Source organism: Pseudomonas sp. MB-090624 (genome assembly GCF_003205245.1).
GTDB lineage: Bacteria > Pseudomonadota > Gammaproteobacteria > Pseudomonadales > Pseudomonadaceae > Aquipseudomonas > Aquipseudomonas juntendi.
The window spans coordinates 21,376-34,025 of the sequence record NZ_QJRK01000005.1; the positions used below are offsets into that span (position 1 = coordinate 21,376).

The window sequence follows — 12,650 nt, forward strand, 5'->3', positions numbered from 1 at the left end:
GCTTCGTACCGCTGCCAGCACTACCAAACCCACAAATTCACCCCTCACATGCGATAAGCCGTGATTAGTCCATGTCAGAAAACCTTTACTGACCAAGGCCGTTATTGGCATAATCAGTACGTAATTACATGCTACATAACACAGTACGAAATTGTAGGAGCACTCATGGCCCGGGGCGGCATAAACAAGGTGGTGGTGCAGCAGGCACGCCAGGCGCTTATAGCCCGGGGCGAAAACCCCAGCATCGATGCCATTCGTATCGAACTGGGCAATACCGGCTCGAAGACCACCATTCACCGCTACCTCAAGGAGCTGAACGGCCAGCAGCCGGTTGCCGCGGAAGGTGGCGTTGCATTGAGTGAGGTGCTGGCCCGCATGGTTGGGCAGTTGGCGACCCAGTTGCAGGACGAGGCCGATCTGTCCATCGAGCAGGCCGAAAGCACGTTTACCCAGCAGCGTGAACAGCTGCAGGCGCAGCTCGAAAGCGCGCAGCAAGCCCTGGCCGCAGCGCATCAGCAGCACCAGATCGATGCCGCGGCACTGGCTGCCGAATCCGAGCGGCTGCTGTCCACGCAAAGTACGTTGCAGGCCGAACAGCTACGCAGTGCGAGCCTCAACCAGTCGCTGGGCGAACTGCAGCTGCGCCTGGCAGACAAGGACGAACAGATCCAGTCACTGGAAGACAAGCACCGCCATGCCCGCGACGCCCTCGAGCATTACCGCAGCGCCAGCCGTGAGCAGCGCGAGCAGGAACAACGCCGGCACGAGGCGCAATTGCAGCAGTTGCAGGTGGAAGTGCGCCAATTGCAGCAGGGCATGATCGTCAAGCGGGACGAACTGACCCGCCTGCACCGCGATAACGAGCGCTTGCTCGGTGAGCACCGCCAAGTGGCCAGCGAATGCCGGGCGCAGGGGGAATTGCTGGAGCAACGTGATGCGCAGATCCAGGGTTTGCGCACGATCCTGGCGCAGGCGCAGGGCGCCAGTGAGGAAATGCGCCGGCAATTGGAGACCCAGGCACAGAGTCTTGAACAGCGGCGCGAGCTGTGTGCCGAGCAAGCACGGCAGTTGAAACACTTCGAGGAACAACTGCGCGAGCGTGACGAGGCGTTGGCGCAGTGTCGGGCTCGGGTGGCCGAAGCAGCAGGTTGATCAAACTTTTTCGTGGCAGCGCTTTCTTCCCTAAACACCTCAAGGAGATAGCGCTATGCCTGATAAACAACCACCGCACAAACAGGGGCCCCACTCGTCGGAGCAGGCGGACAAGCAGAGTGACCTGGGTTTCGACCCGGATTCGCCGGACCTCGACGATCCGCAGGTTGACCCGCAGGGCCCCGCCAAACCACCCAGGGATGTGGAGAAGAAATAGGGAATGCCCGCCAGCTGAGCGAAATGGGCTGGCGGGTTTACCGAGGGATTTGCCCGGCCTGTGAGACCAGTCGGCGCAAATCCCCGGTTTGCCAGCGCTTAGCCCTCGGCCCGCCTGGCGGCGTCCACACCGGCCGCCGACAGCTTGATGGGGTACTGGAGGCTGATTTGGTGGTCACTGCTGACCACCACGCTGCCATCATGAATCAGGCCGTCGTCCTGCAGGGTCTTGAGCATGCCTGCAACGGCCTTCTCGCCACGATAGTTGTCCAGCACTTCCTTGCCCAGCCCCTGTGGGTGAGCATGCAGCAGACGGGTGAGTACTTCGCTTTTCAGTGCATCGTTACTCATGTCGAACCTCACGTTCACTTGGCGTGTTTGGCCTGTAGTGCCTTGGCGTGCTCCAGGTGCTGTTCCAGCTTGGGCAGGGTTTCGCTGGCGAAGGCCTTCAGCTCAGCCTTATCGGAGGACGCAGCTTCTTTCTTGAACAGCTCGACCGCTTTCTCGTGCGCATCGACCTGGTTGTTGAGGTAAGACTTGTCGAACGACTCGTCACGCCATTCCAGGATCATCTTCTTGACCTTGTCGGTCATCGCCGCGTCGTCGGGTACCGAAATATCCAGTTTACGGGCGATGTCGCCGAGCTTCTGATTGGCCTGGGTATGGTCGGTGACCATTTGCTGGGCGAAGGTCTTGATCTCTGCGTTCTGGCTTTTTTCCTGGGCCAGGTTGCCGGTAACCACTTCGGCGATGCCGGATTCGACCGCTGCATCGACGAAATCATTGGAGCTGGCTGCCAGCGTGTGGGCCGATACCAGACCCAGCACCATCGATAACCCGACACGCTTGATGAAAATACTGCTCATGCTTCACTCCTTAAACCTTGGCGCGACCTCAGTGTCGCGTACGGTTGAGGGGCCGGGCAGGGCAAAGGTTTAATCTTTTTCATCACCGGCAGCGAACCCGGTGGCGCTCAATCCACGGCCAGCACCTGTTGCTGGAGTTGCCAACGCACCGAACTCACGCCCTTTTCCAGGCTGACCCGGCTGACCAGGCGCTCCAACTGCGCCGGTGCCTGGGCGGTGCCCAACAGCTCTGCACGCACCTCAAGCCTGGCCGGGTTGTCCAGGTCGGCACTTTGCAGCGACTGCAGGCGTAGCTGCGGTTCGGCCAGGCTGTGCAGCATCAGGCTGCGCACCTGGATCTCGTCCTCGGCGCGGCAGACGATGCGCACTTCGAAATGCTGTTCGTGCTCGCTGGCGGGCACCACGCCCTGGCGGTCAAGGCGTTGGGCGATGTCGCGCAGCAGGATGTTCGCGCACAGCACCACCAGGCTGCCCAGCGCGGCCTCCAGCAACATCCCCAGGCTGCACAGGACACCGACCGCTGCCGTGCACCACAGGGTGGCGGCGGTATTCAGGCCGCGCACATTGAAGCCGTCGCGCATGATCACCCCGCCGCCGAGAAAACCAATGCCCGAGACCACATAAGCGGCAACGCGTGAGGCATCGGCAGCGGCCATGCCGGGCACTGCCTGGGTCATCAGCACGAACAGGCAGGCCCCGGTACTGACCAGTGCATTGGTGCGCAGCCCGGTCAGGCGCTGGCGCAACTGGCGTTCGGCGCCGATCAGCGCCCCTAGCAGCAACGCGACACTGACGCGCAGCAGAAAAACGTTCCAATCCATAGCTCACCTCTTCCACGGGCACAGGCCCGCATGAGCGCCTTCACTGGGCGCGGTTGAAAAACCAGAAAGATGCGCAGGACCACGGGGGGAGGGAGGTGAAGCGGGGGTTACACGAAACCACCGTCTTGCCAGGCTGGCCAGACAGTGCAGGACACTGCCGGGCTAGCGCGCCACGTGGGCCTGTCGCAAGCGACTGGGGCTACTGTCCAAAGCGGGTCTCCTGTTGGGATGGCTAAATTGCGACGCGGACCATACGCCCCGCGGCAAAGCCGGTCAAGGGTGCAAAGATGACAATGGCTTAATCGGCACATGCCCGGCGGCGGCGCCTGCCACATGGAAAAAAAAACCATCAGCCGGTAACCTTGCGCCACCCTATGCGATCACCCGGACCGTTCCATGCTGCTCAATCTGACCGTGCTGTTCGGCACCCTGGTGGCCATGGAGGGCGTAGGCACGCTGGCCCACAAGTACATCATGCATGGCTGGGGCTGGTGCTTGCACCGCTCGCACCATGAGCCACAGCTAGGCATGCTCGAAACCAATGACCTCTACCTGCTGGCGCTGGCGCTGATAGCCGCCGCCCTGATCGCCCTGGGCAAGGGCGGCCATGCGCCGCTGCAGTGGGTGGGCGGTGGCGTGGCGGGCTATGGCGTACTTTATGTACTGGCCCATGATGGTTTCTTTCATCGGCACTGGCCGCGCCGGCCACGGCCGGTCAACCGCTACCTCAAACGCCTGTACCGGGCGCACCGGCTGCACCATGCAGTGAAGGGGCGCACCGGAGGGGTGTCGTTCGGTTTCTTCTACGCGCCGCCGTTGAAGGTGTTGAAACAGCAACTGCGGGGCAAGCGCAACCGGCGCTGACTGCCTGGCCGTTACCCGGCGGTGCCGCCTTCAGGCTGCGCCACGGCGTGCCCTCGGCTCACCCACCAGCCAAAACCGGCGGCGGTGAAGAACATGATCAGGCTGTACAGCGCTGCCGGCACTGCCATGGTCGGGTTGTTCAGCAGCGACGGGCTCAGGGCCAGGGCAATGGCCAACGTGCCGTTGTGTATGCCGATTTCCATGCCGATGGCGATGGCCTGGCGCTTGGGGATGTTGAGCAGGCGCGGCACCCAGTAGCCCACCGCCAGGCTCAAGATGTTGAACAGCAGCGCCGCCAGGCCCACGACCGGTGCGTACTCGACCACCGTCTGCCAGTCCTTGGCCAGCGCCAAGACAATGGTGAATGCCAGAAACAATGCCGCCACCAGCTTCATCGGCTTTTGCATGCGCGCGGCAAATGCGGGGGCAAAGCGGCGAATCAGCATGCCCAGCGCCACCGGCAGCAGAACAATGGCGAACACCTGCATGACCTTGGCGAACTGCAGCGGTATGGCCTGGTCCGACGCCATGAACCAGCTCAACGACAGGTTGACCAGCAGCGGCATGGTGAGAATCGCGATCAATGAGTTGACCGCTGTGAGGGTGATATTCAACGCCACATCGCCATGTGCCAGGTGGCTGAACAGGTTCGCCGTGGTGCCGCCCGGCGAAGCGGCCAGCAACATCAACCCCACCGCCAGCGCCGACTCCAGGCCAAAGCCGTTGGCGATCAGGAAGCACACCAGCGGTAACAGCAGAATCTGGCAGGCCAGGCCCACCACCACGGGCTTCGGATATTTCACCACCCGTGCGAAGTCAGCCAAGGTCAACGACAGGCCAAGGCCCAGCATGATGATGCCCAAGGCCAGGGGCAGAACGGCGGTGAGCAGAGGCGAGGCGGTCATCGGTAGTCTCTCGGGCGAAGGATCCGAAGCAGTCTAGGTGGGCCGGGGTGGATAGGTAATTGCAAAGAGCCAGCTCTTGGTAACCATTTGTTACCAGTGAGATCCCTCATCGGCGCTGTATGGCGCGTTGCAGCAAGCCCGCAGGCGCAGTAGCATGCCGCCTTTTTCGAGGATTAGCCTGTCATGCCGTTCCAGCAAGGTCTGCTTGCCACCCCGGTGCCGGCCCACGCCCGCCACCTGTTCTTCACCCTGCAATCGCCCGAGGCGTTGCCTGCCGCCCTCGATGCCTTGCTACCGCAGGTCGATGGCGTGCAGGTGATTCTGGGCGTAGGCGCGCCCATGGCCAAAGCCCTGGGGCGTGAAGTACCTGGCCTGCGTCCTTTCCCGCTGCTGGATGCGGCGGTAGAGAACCCCAGCACCCAGCATGCGTTGTGGCTGTGGCTGCGTGGCAATGAGCGGGGCGACCTGCTGCTGCGGGCCCAGGCACTGGAGCAGGCGTTGGCGCCGGCCCTGCGCCTGGCCGACAGCGTTGACGGTTTCCTGCACCGGGGTGGGCTGGACCTGACCGGCTACGAAGACGGCACTGAGAACCCGGTGGACGAGGATGCGGTGCAGGCAGCGATCGCTGCCGATGGTTCCAGCTTTGCCGCGTTTCAGCTGTGGAAGCACGACCTGGCGTACTTCAAGTCGCTGCCCCAGGCCGACCAGGACAACATCATGGGCCGCCGCCTCAGTGACAACGAAGAACTCGACGACGCGCCCGAGTCGGCACACGTCAAGCGTACTGCCCAGGAAAGCTTCGAGCCCGAGGCCTTCATGGTGCGCCGCTCGGTATCCTGGGCCGATCAGCGCGGTGCCGGCCTGGCTTTCGTTGCCCTGGGCCGCAGCTTCGATGCCTTCGAAGTGCAACTGCGGCGCATGAGTGGCCTGGAGGACGGGATCATCGACGGCCTGTACCGCTTCAGCCGGCCCCTGAGCGGCGGCTACTACTGGTGCCCGCCAATCAGCGCCACCGGTGTCGACCTGAGCCCGCTGCTGCAGGCCAGGTAAAAACATCCGGACACAGAAACGCCCGCGCGCGCCGGGTAGAGCGACTAGCCTTGGAAGTTTCCCTGGCATGACGGGAGCTTTTCCATGTATGCACGTCGTGATGTCCTACGCGTGGGTGCTACGTTAGGCCTATTGGCCAGCGCCCCTTGGTTGCACGCGGCCACGCCGGCAGGCATGTTGACCCGCGCCGTACCGTCCAGCGGTGAAGCGCTGCCGGTCATTGGCGCCGGGACTTCCGGCAGTTTCGAGGTTGAAGCCGGTTCGGCTGCCTACCAGCAACTGCGGGCAGTGCTCAAGGCCTTTTTCGACGGTGGCGGGCGGGTGATCGACACCTCGCCCAATTACGGTGGCGCCGACAGCATTCTTGGCCAATTGCTGGAGGAGGGGGGGTGGCATTCACGCTGCTTCATTGCCACCAAGATTGCCGCCGACAGCCGCGCAGAAGCCCAAGCGCAATGGGCTGAGAGCCTGAAGCGGCTGCGCACCGACAAGGTCGACCTGTTGCAGGTGCACAACCTGCGTGACTGGCGAACCCAACTGCCCTACGCGCGCGAACTCAAGCAGCAGGGCAAAACCCGCTATGTCGGGATCACCCATTACCTGAACAGTGGCCACGCCGAGGTCGCCGAGCTGGTGCGCAGCGAGGCGCTGGATTTCATCCAGATCAACTACTCGGTCAGTGCCCCCCAGGCCGCCCGTGAATTGCTGCCGTTGTGCCAGGAGCGGGGTGTAGCGGTGCTGATCAACCGCGCGTTCGACGATGGGCGCCTGTTCACCCGAGTCAAAGACCAGCCGTTGCCCGGCTGGGCCGCTGAAGCGGGCATCGGCAGCTGGGCGCAGCTGTTTCTCAAGTTCGCCATCAGCCACCCGGCGGTGACGACGGTAATTCCCGCCACCGGGCGGCCAGATCGCCAGCTCGACCAGCTCATGGCTGGCCAGGGCCCACTGCTTACCCAGGCGCAGCAACAGGCGCTGATCAGGCAATTCACCTGAGCGTATGACTGCCTGGCGGCGGCGCCTGGATCAAGGGCTGAACATACAGCCCGGCGAAGGCCCGGCGGTTATCGCCGGCCTGCTGCTGTTCTATTGCCTGTTTACCGGTTACTTCATGCTGCGCCCTGTGCGCGAAACCATGGGTGTTGCCGGGGGCGTTGACAACCTGCAGTGGTTGTTCACCGGAACCTTCATCGCCAGCCTGGCATGCCTGCCGGTGTTCGGCTGGCTGGCCAGTGGCGTGCAACGCCGGCTCATCCTGCCTTGTACCTATGGTTTTTTTGTCAGCAACCTGCTGCTGTTCGCTGTGTTGTTTACCCGCACACCAGACAACCTGTGGGCGGCGAGGGCGTTCTACATCTGGCTTTCGGTGTTCAACCTGCTGACCATCTCGCTAGCCTGGAGCGTGCTCGCCGACCTGTTTTCTACGGCCCAAGGCAAGCGCCTGTTCGGCCTGTTGGCCGCCGGGGCCAGCCTGGGTGGCCTCAGCGGGCCGATCCTGGGCACGCTACTGGTGGCGCCGCTGGGCCATGCCGGGTTGCTGCTGCTGGCGGCGGTATTCCTGCTCGGCAGCGTCGGGGCAAGCCTGTTTCTGCAGTGCTGGCGACAGCGGCAACCGTTGCCAGCGCATGCCGAGCGTAGCGCCGCAAGGCCGCTGGGCGGCAACCCACTGGCCGGTGCCACTGCGGTACTGCGCTCGCCTTATCTGTTGGGCATTGCGCTGTTCGTGGTGTTACTGGCAAGTGTCAGTACCTTCCTGTACTTCGAGCAGGCGCGCATCGTCAGCCAGACCTTCACCGACCCCACCCGGCAAACCCAGGTGTTCGGCTTGATCGACAGCGTTGTGCAAGCCTTGGCCATCCTCACGCAAGTCTTCCTCACCGGGCGGCTGGCACGTCGCCTGGGGGTAGGCATATTGCTGATGGCCGTGCCGCTGGTGATGGCAGTGGGCTTCTTGTGGCTGGCGCTGGCCCCGGTGTTCGCGGTGTTCGTAATGGTCATGGTGGTGCGCCGTGCAGGGGAGTATGCGCTGGTACGACCGGGGCGCGAGATGCTGTTCACCGTGTTGCGGGCCGAGGACAAGTACAAGGCCAAGAACTTCATCGATACCGTGGTGTACCGGGGTGGCGACGCCCTTAGTGGCTGGCTCAAGCGTGCCCTGGACGTGATGGGCGAACACCCTCAACTGGCCATGCTGATTGGGGCGGTACTGGCCGTGGCCTGGGCGGCCACCGGCGGTTGGCTTGGCCGCCGTCAGGCCCGTATGGATAACCCGCCGCGCGACTGAAAGGCGCGCCAAATAAGGACTGGCCGCTTATTTAATGCCACCGGTCCGAAGCCTGCCAATTGAAACGAATCCCGACCCGAGCCCGTACTCCGAATTCATGTACGGCGCTGAAGCCGTGCATCCCGAAATCATATGAGGTTTCAGACCATGGCCACTAAAGACAATAGCCGTACCGGCAACCAACAAGGCAGCCAGGGCGGTAACAAGAACTCGGGCAACTTCGCCAATGACCGCGAAAAAGCCTCCGAGGCAGGCCGCAAGGGCGGGCAGCATTCCAGCGGCGGCCAAACCAGTGAATCGGGCCGCAAAGGCGGCCGCTCGTAAATGAGGCCCTGCAGTGCCGGGGAACCGGCACTGCCATCGAGTAGCCCTGGAGGTCGTTATGCAATGGTTACCTGTGGCGGCCCTGTCGGGCGCCCTGTTGCTGGTTGGCGGCTGTTTCGACCGAGACAATGGCCACCCCGGCAAAGACGACGCCGACACCACCAAGCCGTCCCTGCAAATGCAACAACCCAGTGACAAGCCCGCCCCCCAACCTGCGCCAGATCCTGAACCGATGCCTGGTCAGAAACCCAGCCAATAAACGCGCATGAGGAAAACGGCATGACGGTCATGACACGCAAGACCGCCGCGACAGTTCCGGCCTCACTGGCCACAACCAGCCTGCAACAGCGTTACGAAGCCTTGCTGGCAGGCACTGATAACGCTGGCGCGCAATGGTTGAAGGAGCAACTGGAGCGTGCCCGGCACTTGCCGGATGACCTGCCAGCCGACCCCGTGGAGTTTGAAGCCTGGGGCGCGCGCCACGCCGGGCAAGTAGCTCAAGGTTTTGCCGCCTACTTGGCACAACGCCAGCAAGGTGGGCCACGCCGCTATTTTGCCACGCGCGCGCAAGCGCTATGGTTCCTGCAACAGGTGGCACCGACCAAGGCGGTGGATGGTGCGTGGTTGCACAGTACGTTGCGGCATTGGGCAGACCCGCGCTACCACGGGTTGATCCGGACCTACCTGGAAGAATTGGGCAGCGGTGATGTGCGCTGCAACCATGTGGCGATCTATCAGCGGCTGATGAGCCGCCTGGGTTGCCTGGAACCGTTGCACCTTGAAGACGAACGCTATTTGCAGGGGGCACTGCAGCTGGCACTGGGCCGCTACGGTGAGGACTTCCTCCCTGAGCTGATCGGTTATAACCTCGGCTACGAACAACCACCGCTGCATTTGCTGATTACCACCTATGAACTCGCCGAATTGGGCATCGACGGCCAGTATTTCCAATTGCATGTCACGATCGACAACGCCGCCAGCGGTCACGCCCACCTGTCAATCCAGGCCTTGCGCCAACTCAGCCCGCGCAGTGACCCCTCCGGGTTCTACCAGCGAGTACGGCACGGCTACCGCCTGAATGACCTTGGCGTGGATACACCCACCCTGGTCAGCCTTTTCGACCTGGAAGCGGAATTGGTGCAGGCCTTGGAACAGAAGCGTCAGTTTGGCCAGTTCATGCATTCAGACCGGTGCCGGCTGCAGGGGCGCACCATCAACCAATGGCTGGCAGAACCTGGCGCCATGCCGCACTTTCTGCAGGCGCTGCAGGCGCAGGGCTGGATTCGCCGCGGTGAAGAACCCGCGCAAAGCCGCTGGTGGGGACTCGTGGATGGGCCATCAGCACCGATGTACGGTGTGTTCACCGCCTATGAAAAGCAGTTGTGGCACGACTGGATCGCAGCAGGTTGGCAGTCGCGCGTTCGTCGCGTGCTCCCCGGAAGCTGGCAGTTGCCGGCATCCCCGGAAGGTGACGCTGTGAATGTCGACGCGCACGATATCGAAGCGCTGATCGAACGCATGGCTGGTAATCGTCACGCGACGCCTGACGGGCTGCAGGCGACCCGCGCCTATCTGCAGGCCACGGGGATGATCCAGGAGCAAGCGCGCTGATGGAGCCCGCCCCGCAGATACTTGCCAGTGACGATGCGCTGGTTGAATTGGGCCAGCGCCTGCGTGCCGCTGGTTACCGTTTCACCTGCGTGACACCGGCCACACACGCTCGCGTCATGGCCCGCTGCGCCGGCGAGCAGGCACGCACCCTGCGCGATGTGTTCGGCTGGAGCCAGGCGTTCAGCCCCGGGCTGGTAACCGCGGATCTAATGGCCCTGCTGCAGCGCGCGGAGGGCTTGACTGCGGCACCTCAGCCGTCGTTTCGCAGCGCGGTGCGCTGGTCTACCCTGGGCGACCTGTTACTGGTCCATTCTGCCTACCCGACCGACACTGCAGACGCAGTGTTCTTCGGCCCGGACAGCTACCGCTTCGCCCAGGTCATCCACGAGCACCTGCGACACGGCGACAAACGCATTGAGCATGCCGTGGACATTGGCTGCGGAACTGGCATTGGCGCTTTGCTGGTTGCACGGGCGGCGCGCCATGCGCAGGTTTTTGCCGTGGATATCAACCCGCTTGCCCTGCGGTACACCGCCGTGAATGCAGCGTTGGCTGGCGTCAGCAATATTTCGGTGAAGCACAGTGACCTGCTGGACGATGTGCCCGGCAGTTTCGACCTGATCGTTGCCAACCCGCCCTACATGCTCGATGTGGGCGAGCGGACCTACCGGCATGGCGGTGGCGCCCTGGGGGCCGCGTTGTCGTTGCGGATTGTCGAGCAGGCTTGTGAGCGGCTGACCCCGGGCGGCTCGTTGCTGTTGTATACCGGTGTGGCGATCGTGGACGGCCGTGATCCCTTGCTCGAGGCTGTTCGCCTGCGTCTGGCCGGCCCCACGTGCTCTTGGGTGTATCGGGAAATCGACCCTGATGTGTTCGGGGAGCAACTGGCTGAGCCGGGTTATGAAGCCGTGGAGCGGATAGCCGCCGTAGCCCTGACGGTTACCCGCCTGTAGAAGTGTTACGGCGCACTTGCAATTGGCCGGGGTTGCCCGACAATGGCGCGCCCCCTGCCGCCACACGGACCACCCGCGCCATGATGCTGACCACGCTATTCCCTGATATCTCCCTAGATGACACGTTGTTCGTCTTCGCCCTTGAAGCCGAAGCGGGCGAGGTGTTCCGCGAAATGAACACCGTGTTCACCGGTATTGGCAAGGTCAACGCTGCTATCGCGCTGACCAAGGCTATCGCTGTGCGCCGTCCCAGGCTGATCGTCAACCTGGGTTCTGCTGGCAGCCAGCGCCACGGCAAAGGCGCTGTCGTGTGCTGCAACCGTTTCGTGCAGCGCGACATGGACGTGACGCCGTTGGGCTTCGCCCGTTACGAGACGCCACTGGCGAATACCCCGGTGCTACTCGAACACGGTGCGGCCATACCCGGCCTGGCGCTGGAAACCTGCGGCAGTGGCGACAGCTTCGAAACCAAGCACGGCGATGCGCCTTACGATGTGGTCGACATGGAAGCCTACGTGCTGGCCTTGATCGCCCGCAGCGAAGATATTCCGTTCGTGTGCCTGAAGTACATCTCCGATGACGCGGGCAGCGAGGCTGCCGGTGATTGGACCGTACAGGTTCACCTGGCGGCCGAAGCGTTCAAGCATGTGCTGTTCAACGCGGTCTGATTGCCGGCCATTGGTGGCCGTGGGGCAATGCCATTAAACCTTCGCCACCCGGTGCAGTCACTGTTGGTATCGGCAGCCAATTTTGGAGCAGTGTCATGGCTCGGGCAATCTGGAAAGGCGCTATCAGCTTCGGGCTCGTGCATATCCCTGTGGCCCTCAACACTGCGGTGCGCACCGAACGGGTAGACTTCGACTGGTTGGACAAGCGCAGCATGGAGCCTGTGGGCTACAAGCGCGTGAACAAGGTCACCGGCAAGGAAATCGACAAGGACAACATCGTCAAAGGCGTGGAGTATGAAAAGGGCCGCTATGTGGTGATCAGCGAGGAGGAAATCCGCAAGGCTCGCCCTGAAGCCACTCAGACGATCGATATCTTCTCCTTTGTCGAAGCTGGCGAAATACCCCTGCAGCACTTCGATACCCCGTATTACCTCACCCCCGACCGGCGCGGCGGCAAAGTCTATGCATTGCTGCGCGAGACGCTGGAAAAAACCGGCAAGGTGGCGCTGGCCACGGTTGTGCTGCACACCCGCCAGCACCTGGCGCTGCTGCGCCCTCTGGATGACGCGCTGGTGATGATCACTTTGCGCTGGCCCGAGGAAGTGCGCGGCCTTGAGACCCTGGAGCTGGACAGCAGTGTGACCGATACCAGGGTCGACAAGCGCGAACTGGACATGGCCAAGCGACTGGTCGAAGACATGAGCGGGCCGTGGAAGCCCGAGGACTACCATGACGCCTTCCGCCAGACCATTCTGGACCTGGTGGAAGAAAAGGCCAGCAAAGGCAAGATCGCTACAGTCGAGAAAGGCAAGGCCGCCAGCGCCGAGAAAGGTGCGGACATCCTCGACCTTACCGAGCTGCTGAAACGCAGCCTCGGCGGCAAGAAGCCGGCGAAGAAGCCGCGCAAGGCCTCCTGATCGAAGCCCCGCAAGCGCTTCG

Annotated in this window: 16 protein-coding genes; 12 read left to right on the forward strand and 4 right to left on the reverse strand. The window is 62.8% G+C overall.

The window, feature by feature from the left end:
- The first annotated feature begins 165 nt into the window (after nt 1-165).
- Both DMX12_RS03790 and DMX12_RS29390 read left to right on the forward strand, forming a co-directional pair.
- Nucleotides 166-1,152 (forward strand): DNA-binding protein, encoded by a 987-nt coding sequence (locus DMX12_RS03790; RefSeq protein ID WP_110676312.1) that lies wholly within the window; start codon nt 166-168, stop codon nt 1,150-1,152.
- A gap of 55 nt (nt 1,153-1,207) precedes the next feature.
- Nucleotides 1,208-1,369 (forward strand): DUF6021 family protein, encoded by a 162-nt coding sequence (locus DMX12_RS29390; protein WP_167524213.1) that lies wholly within the window; start codon nt 1,208-1,210, stop codon nt 1,367-1,369.
- A gap of 98 nt (nt 1,370-1,467) precedes the next feature.
- Here the strand turns inward: DMX12_RS29390 and DMX12_RS03795 are convergent, their stop codons facing one another.
- From DMX12_RS03795 to DMX12_RS03805, 3 genes are all read right to left on the reverse strand, one after another.
- Nucleotides 1,468-1,719, reverse strand: coding sequence for a hypothetical protein (locus tag DMX12_RS03795; protein WP_110676314.1), 252 nt, complete (start codon nt 1,717-1,719; stop codon nt 1,468-1,470).
- A gap of 14 nt (nt 1,720-1,733) precedes the next feature.
- Nucleotides 1,734-2,234 (reverse strand): DUF4142 domain-containing protein, encoded by a 501-nt coding sequence (locus DMX12_RS03800; RefSeq protein WP_110676316.1) that lies wholly within the window; start codon nt 2,232-2,234, stop codon nt 1,734-1,736.
- Between the two features lie 107 nt (nt 2,235-2,341).
- Nucleotides 2,342-3,055 (reverse strand): MgtC/SapB family protein, encoded by a 714-nt coding sequence (locus tag DMX12_RS03805; protein ID WP_110676318.1) that lies wholly within the window; start codon nt 3,053-3,055, stop codon nt 2,342-2,344.
- A gap of 396 nt (nt 3,056-3,451) precedes the next feature.
- On the opposite strand from DMX12_RS03805, the gene DMX12_RS03810 reads away from it, so the two are divergent.
- On the forward strand, nt 3,452-3,919 hold the full coding sequence (locus DMX12_RS03810; RefSeq protein ID WP_009686908.1) for a sterol desaturase family protein: 468 nt from the start codon (nt 3,452-3,454) through the stop codon (nt 3,917-3,919).
- A gap of 11 nt (nt 3,920-3,930) precedes the next feature.
- Here DMX12_RS03810 and DMX12_RS03815 read toward each other — a convergent pair whose 3' ends face one another.
- Entirely contained in the window at nt 3,931-4,824 is an 894-nt protein-coding gene (locus DMX12_RS03815) for a bile acid:sodium symporter family protein (RefSeq protein ID WP_110676320.1), read from the reverse strand.
- 183 nt (nt 4,825-5,007) lie between these two features.
- On the opposite strand from DMX12_RS03815, the gene DMX12_RS03820 reads away from it, so the two are divergent.
- From DMX12_RS03820 to DMX12_RS03860, 9 genes are all read left to right on the forward strand, one after another.
- Nucleotides 5,008-5,874: a Dyp-type peroxidase gene (locus DMX12_RS03820; RefSeq protein ID WP_047150156.1), complete on the forward strand. Its 867-nt coding sequence runs from the start codon at nt 5,008-5,010 to the stop codon at nt 5,872-5,874.
- Nucleotides 5,875-5,958: 84 nt separating this feature from the next.
- Nucleotides 5,959-6,867, forward strand: a complete 909-nt coding sequence (locus tag DMX12_RS03825; protein ID WP_110676322.1) for an aldo/keto reductase — start codon at nt 5,959-5,961, stop codon at nt 6,865-6,867.
- Between the two features lie 4 nt (nt 6,868-6,871).
- Entirely contained in the window at nt 6,872-8,155 is a 1,284-nt protein-coding gene (locus tag DMX12_RS03830; RefSeq protein WP_110676324.1) for an NTP/NDP exchange transporter, read from the forward strand.
- Between the two features lie 147 nt (nt 8,156-8,302).
- Nucleotides 8,303-8,479: a general stress protein gene (locus DMX12_RS03835; protein ID WP_009686902.1), complete on the forward strand. Its 177-nt coding sequence runs from the start codon at nt 8,303-8,305 to the stop codon at nt 8,477-8,479.
- A gap of 58 nt (nt 8,480-8,537) precedes the next feature.
- On the forward strand, nt 8,538-8,738 hold the full coding sequence (locus DMX12_RS03840; RefSeq protein WP_110676326.1) for a hypothetical protein: 201 nt from the start codon (nt 8,538-8,540) through the stop codon (nt 8,736-8,738).
- 20 nt (nt 8,739-8,758) lie between these two features.
- Nucleotides 8,759-10,090, forward strand: coding sequence for an iron-containing redox enzyme family protein (locus DMX12_RS03845; protein ID WP_110676328.1), 1,332 nt, complete (start codon nt 8,759-8,761; stop codon nt 10,088-10,090).
- Nucleotides 10,090-11,043 (forward strand): class I SAM-dependent methyltransferase, encoded by a 954-nt coding sequence (locus DMX12_RS03850; protein WP_110676330.1) that lies wholly within the window; start codon nt 10,090-10,092, stop codon nt 11,041-11,043. The genes DMX12_RS03845 and DMX12_RS03850 overlap by 1 nt, the downstream gene beginning before the upstream one ends.
- 80 nt (nt 11,044-11,123) lie before the next feature.
- Nucleotides 11,124-11,711, forward strand: a complete 588-nt coding sequence (locus tag DMX12_RS03855) for a nucleosidase (RefSeq protein ID WP_110676332.1) — start codon at nt 11,124-11,126, stop codon at nt 11,709-11,711.
- 95 nt (nt 11,712-11,806) lie between these two features.
- Nucleotides 11,807-12,628: a Ku protein gene (locus DMX12_RS03860; protein ID WP_110676334.1), complete on the forward strand. Its 822-nt coding sequence runs from the start codon at nt 11,807-11,809 to the stop codon at nt 12,626-12,628.
- Nucleotides 12,629-12,650: the final 22 nt, after the last annotated feature.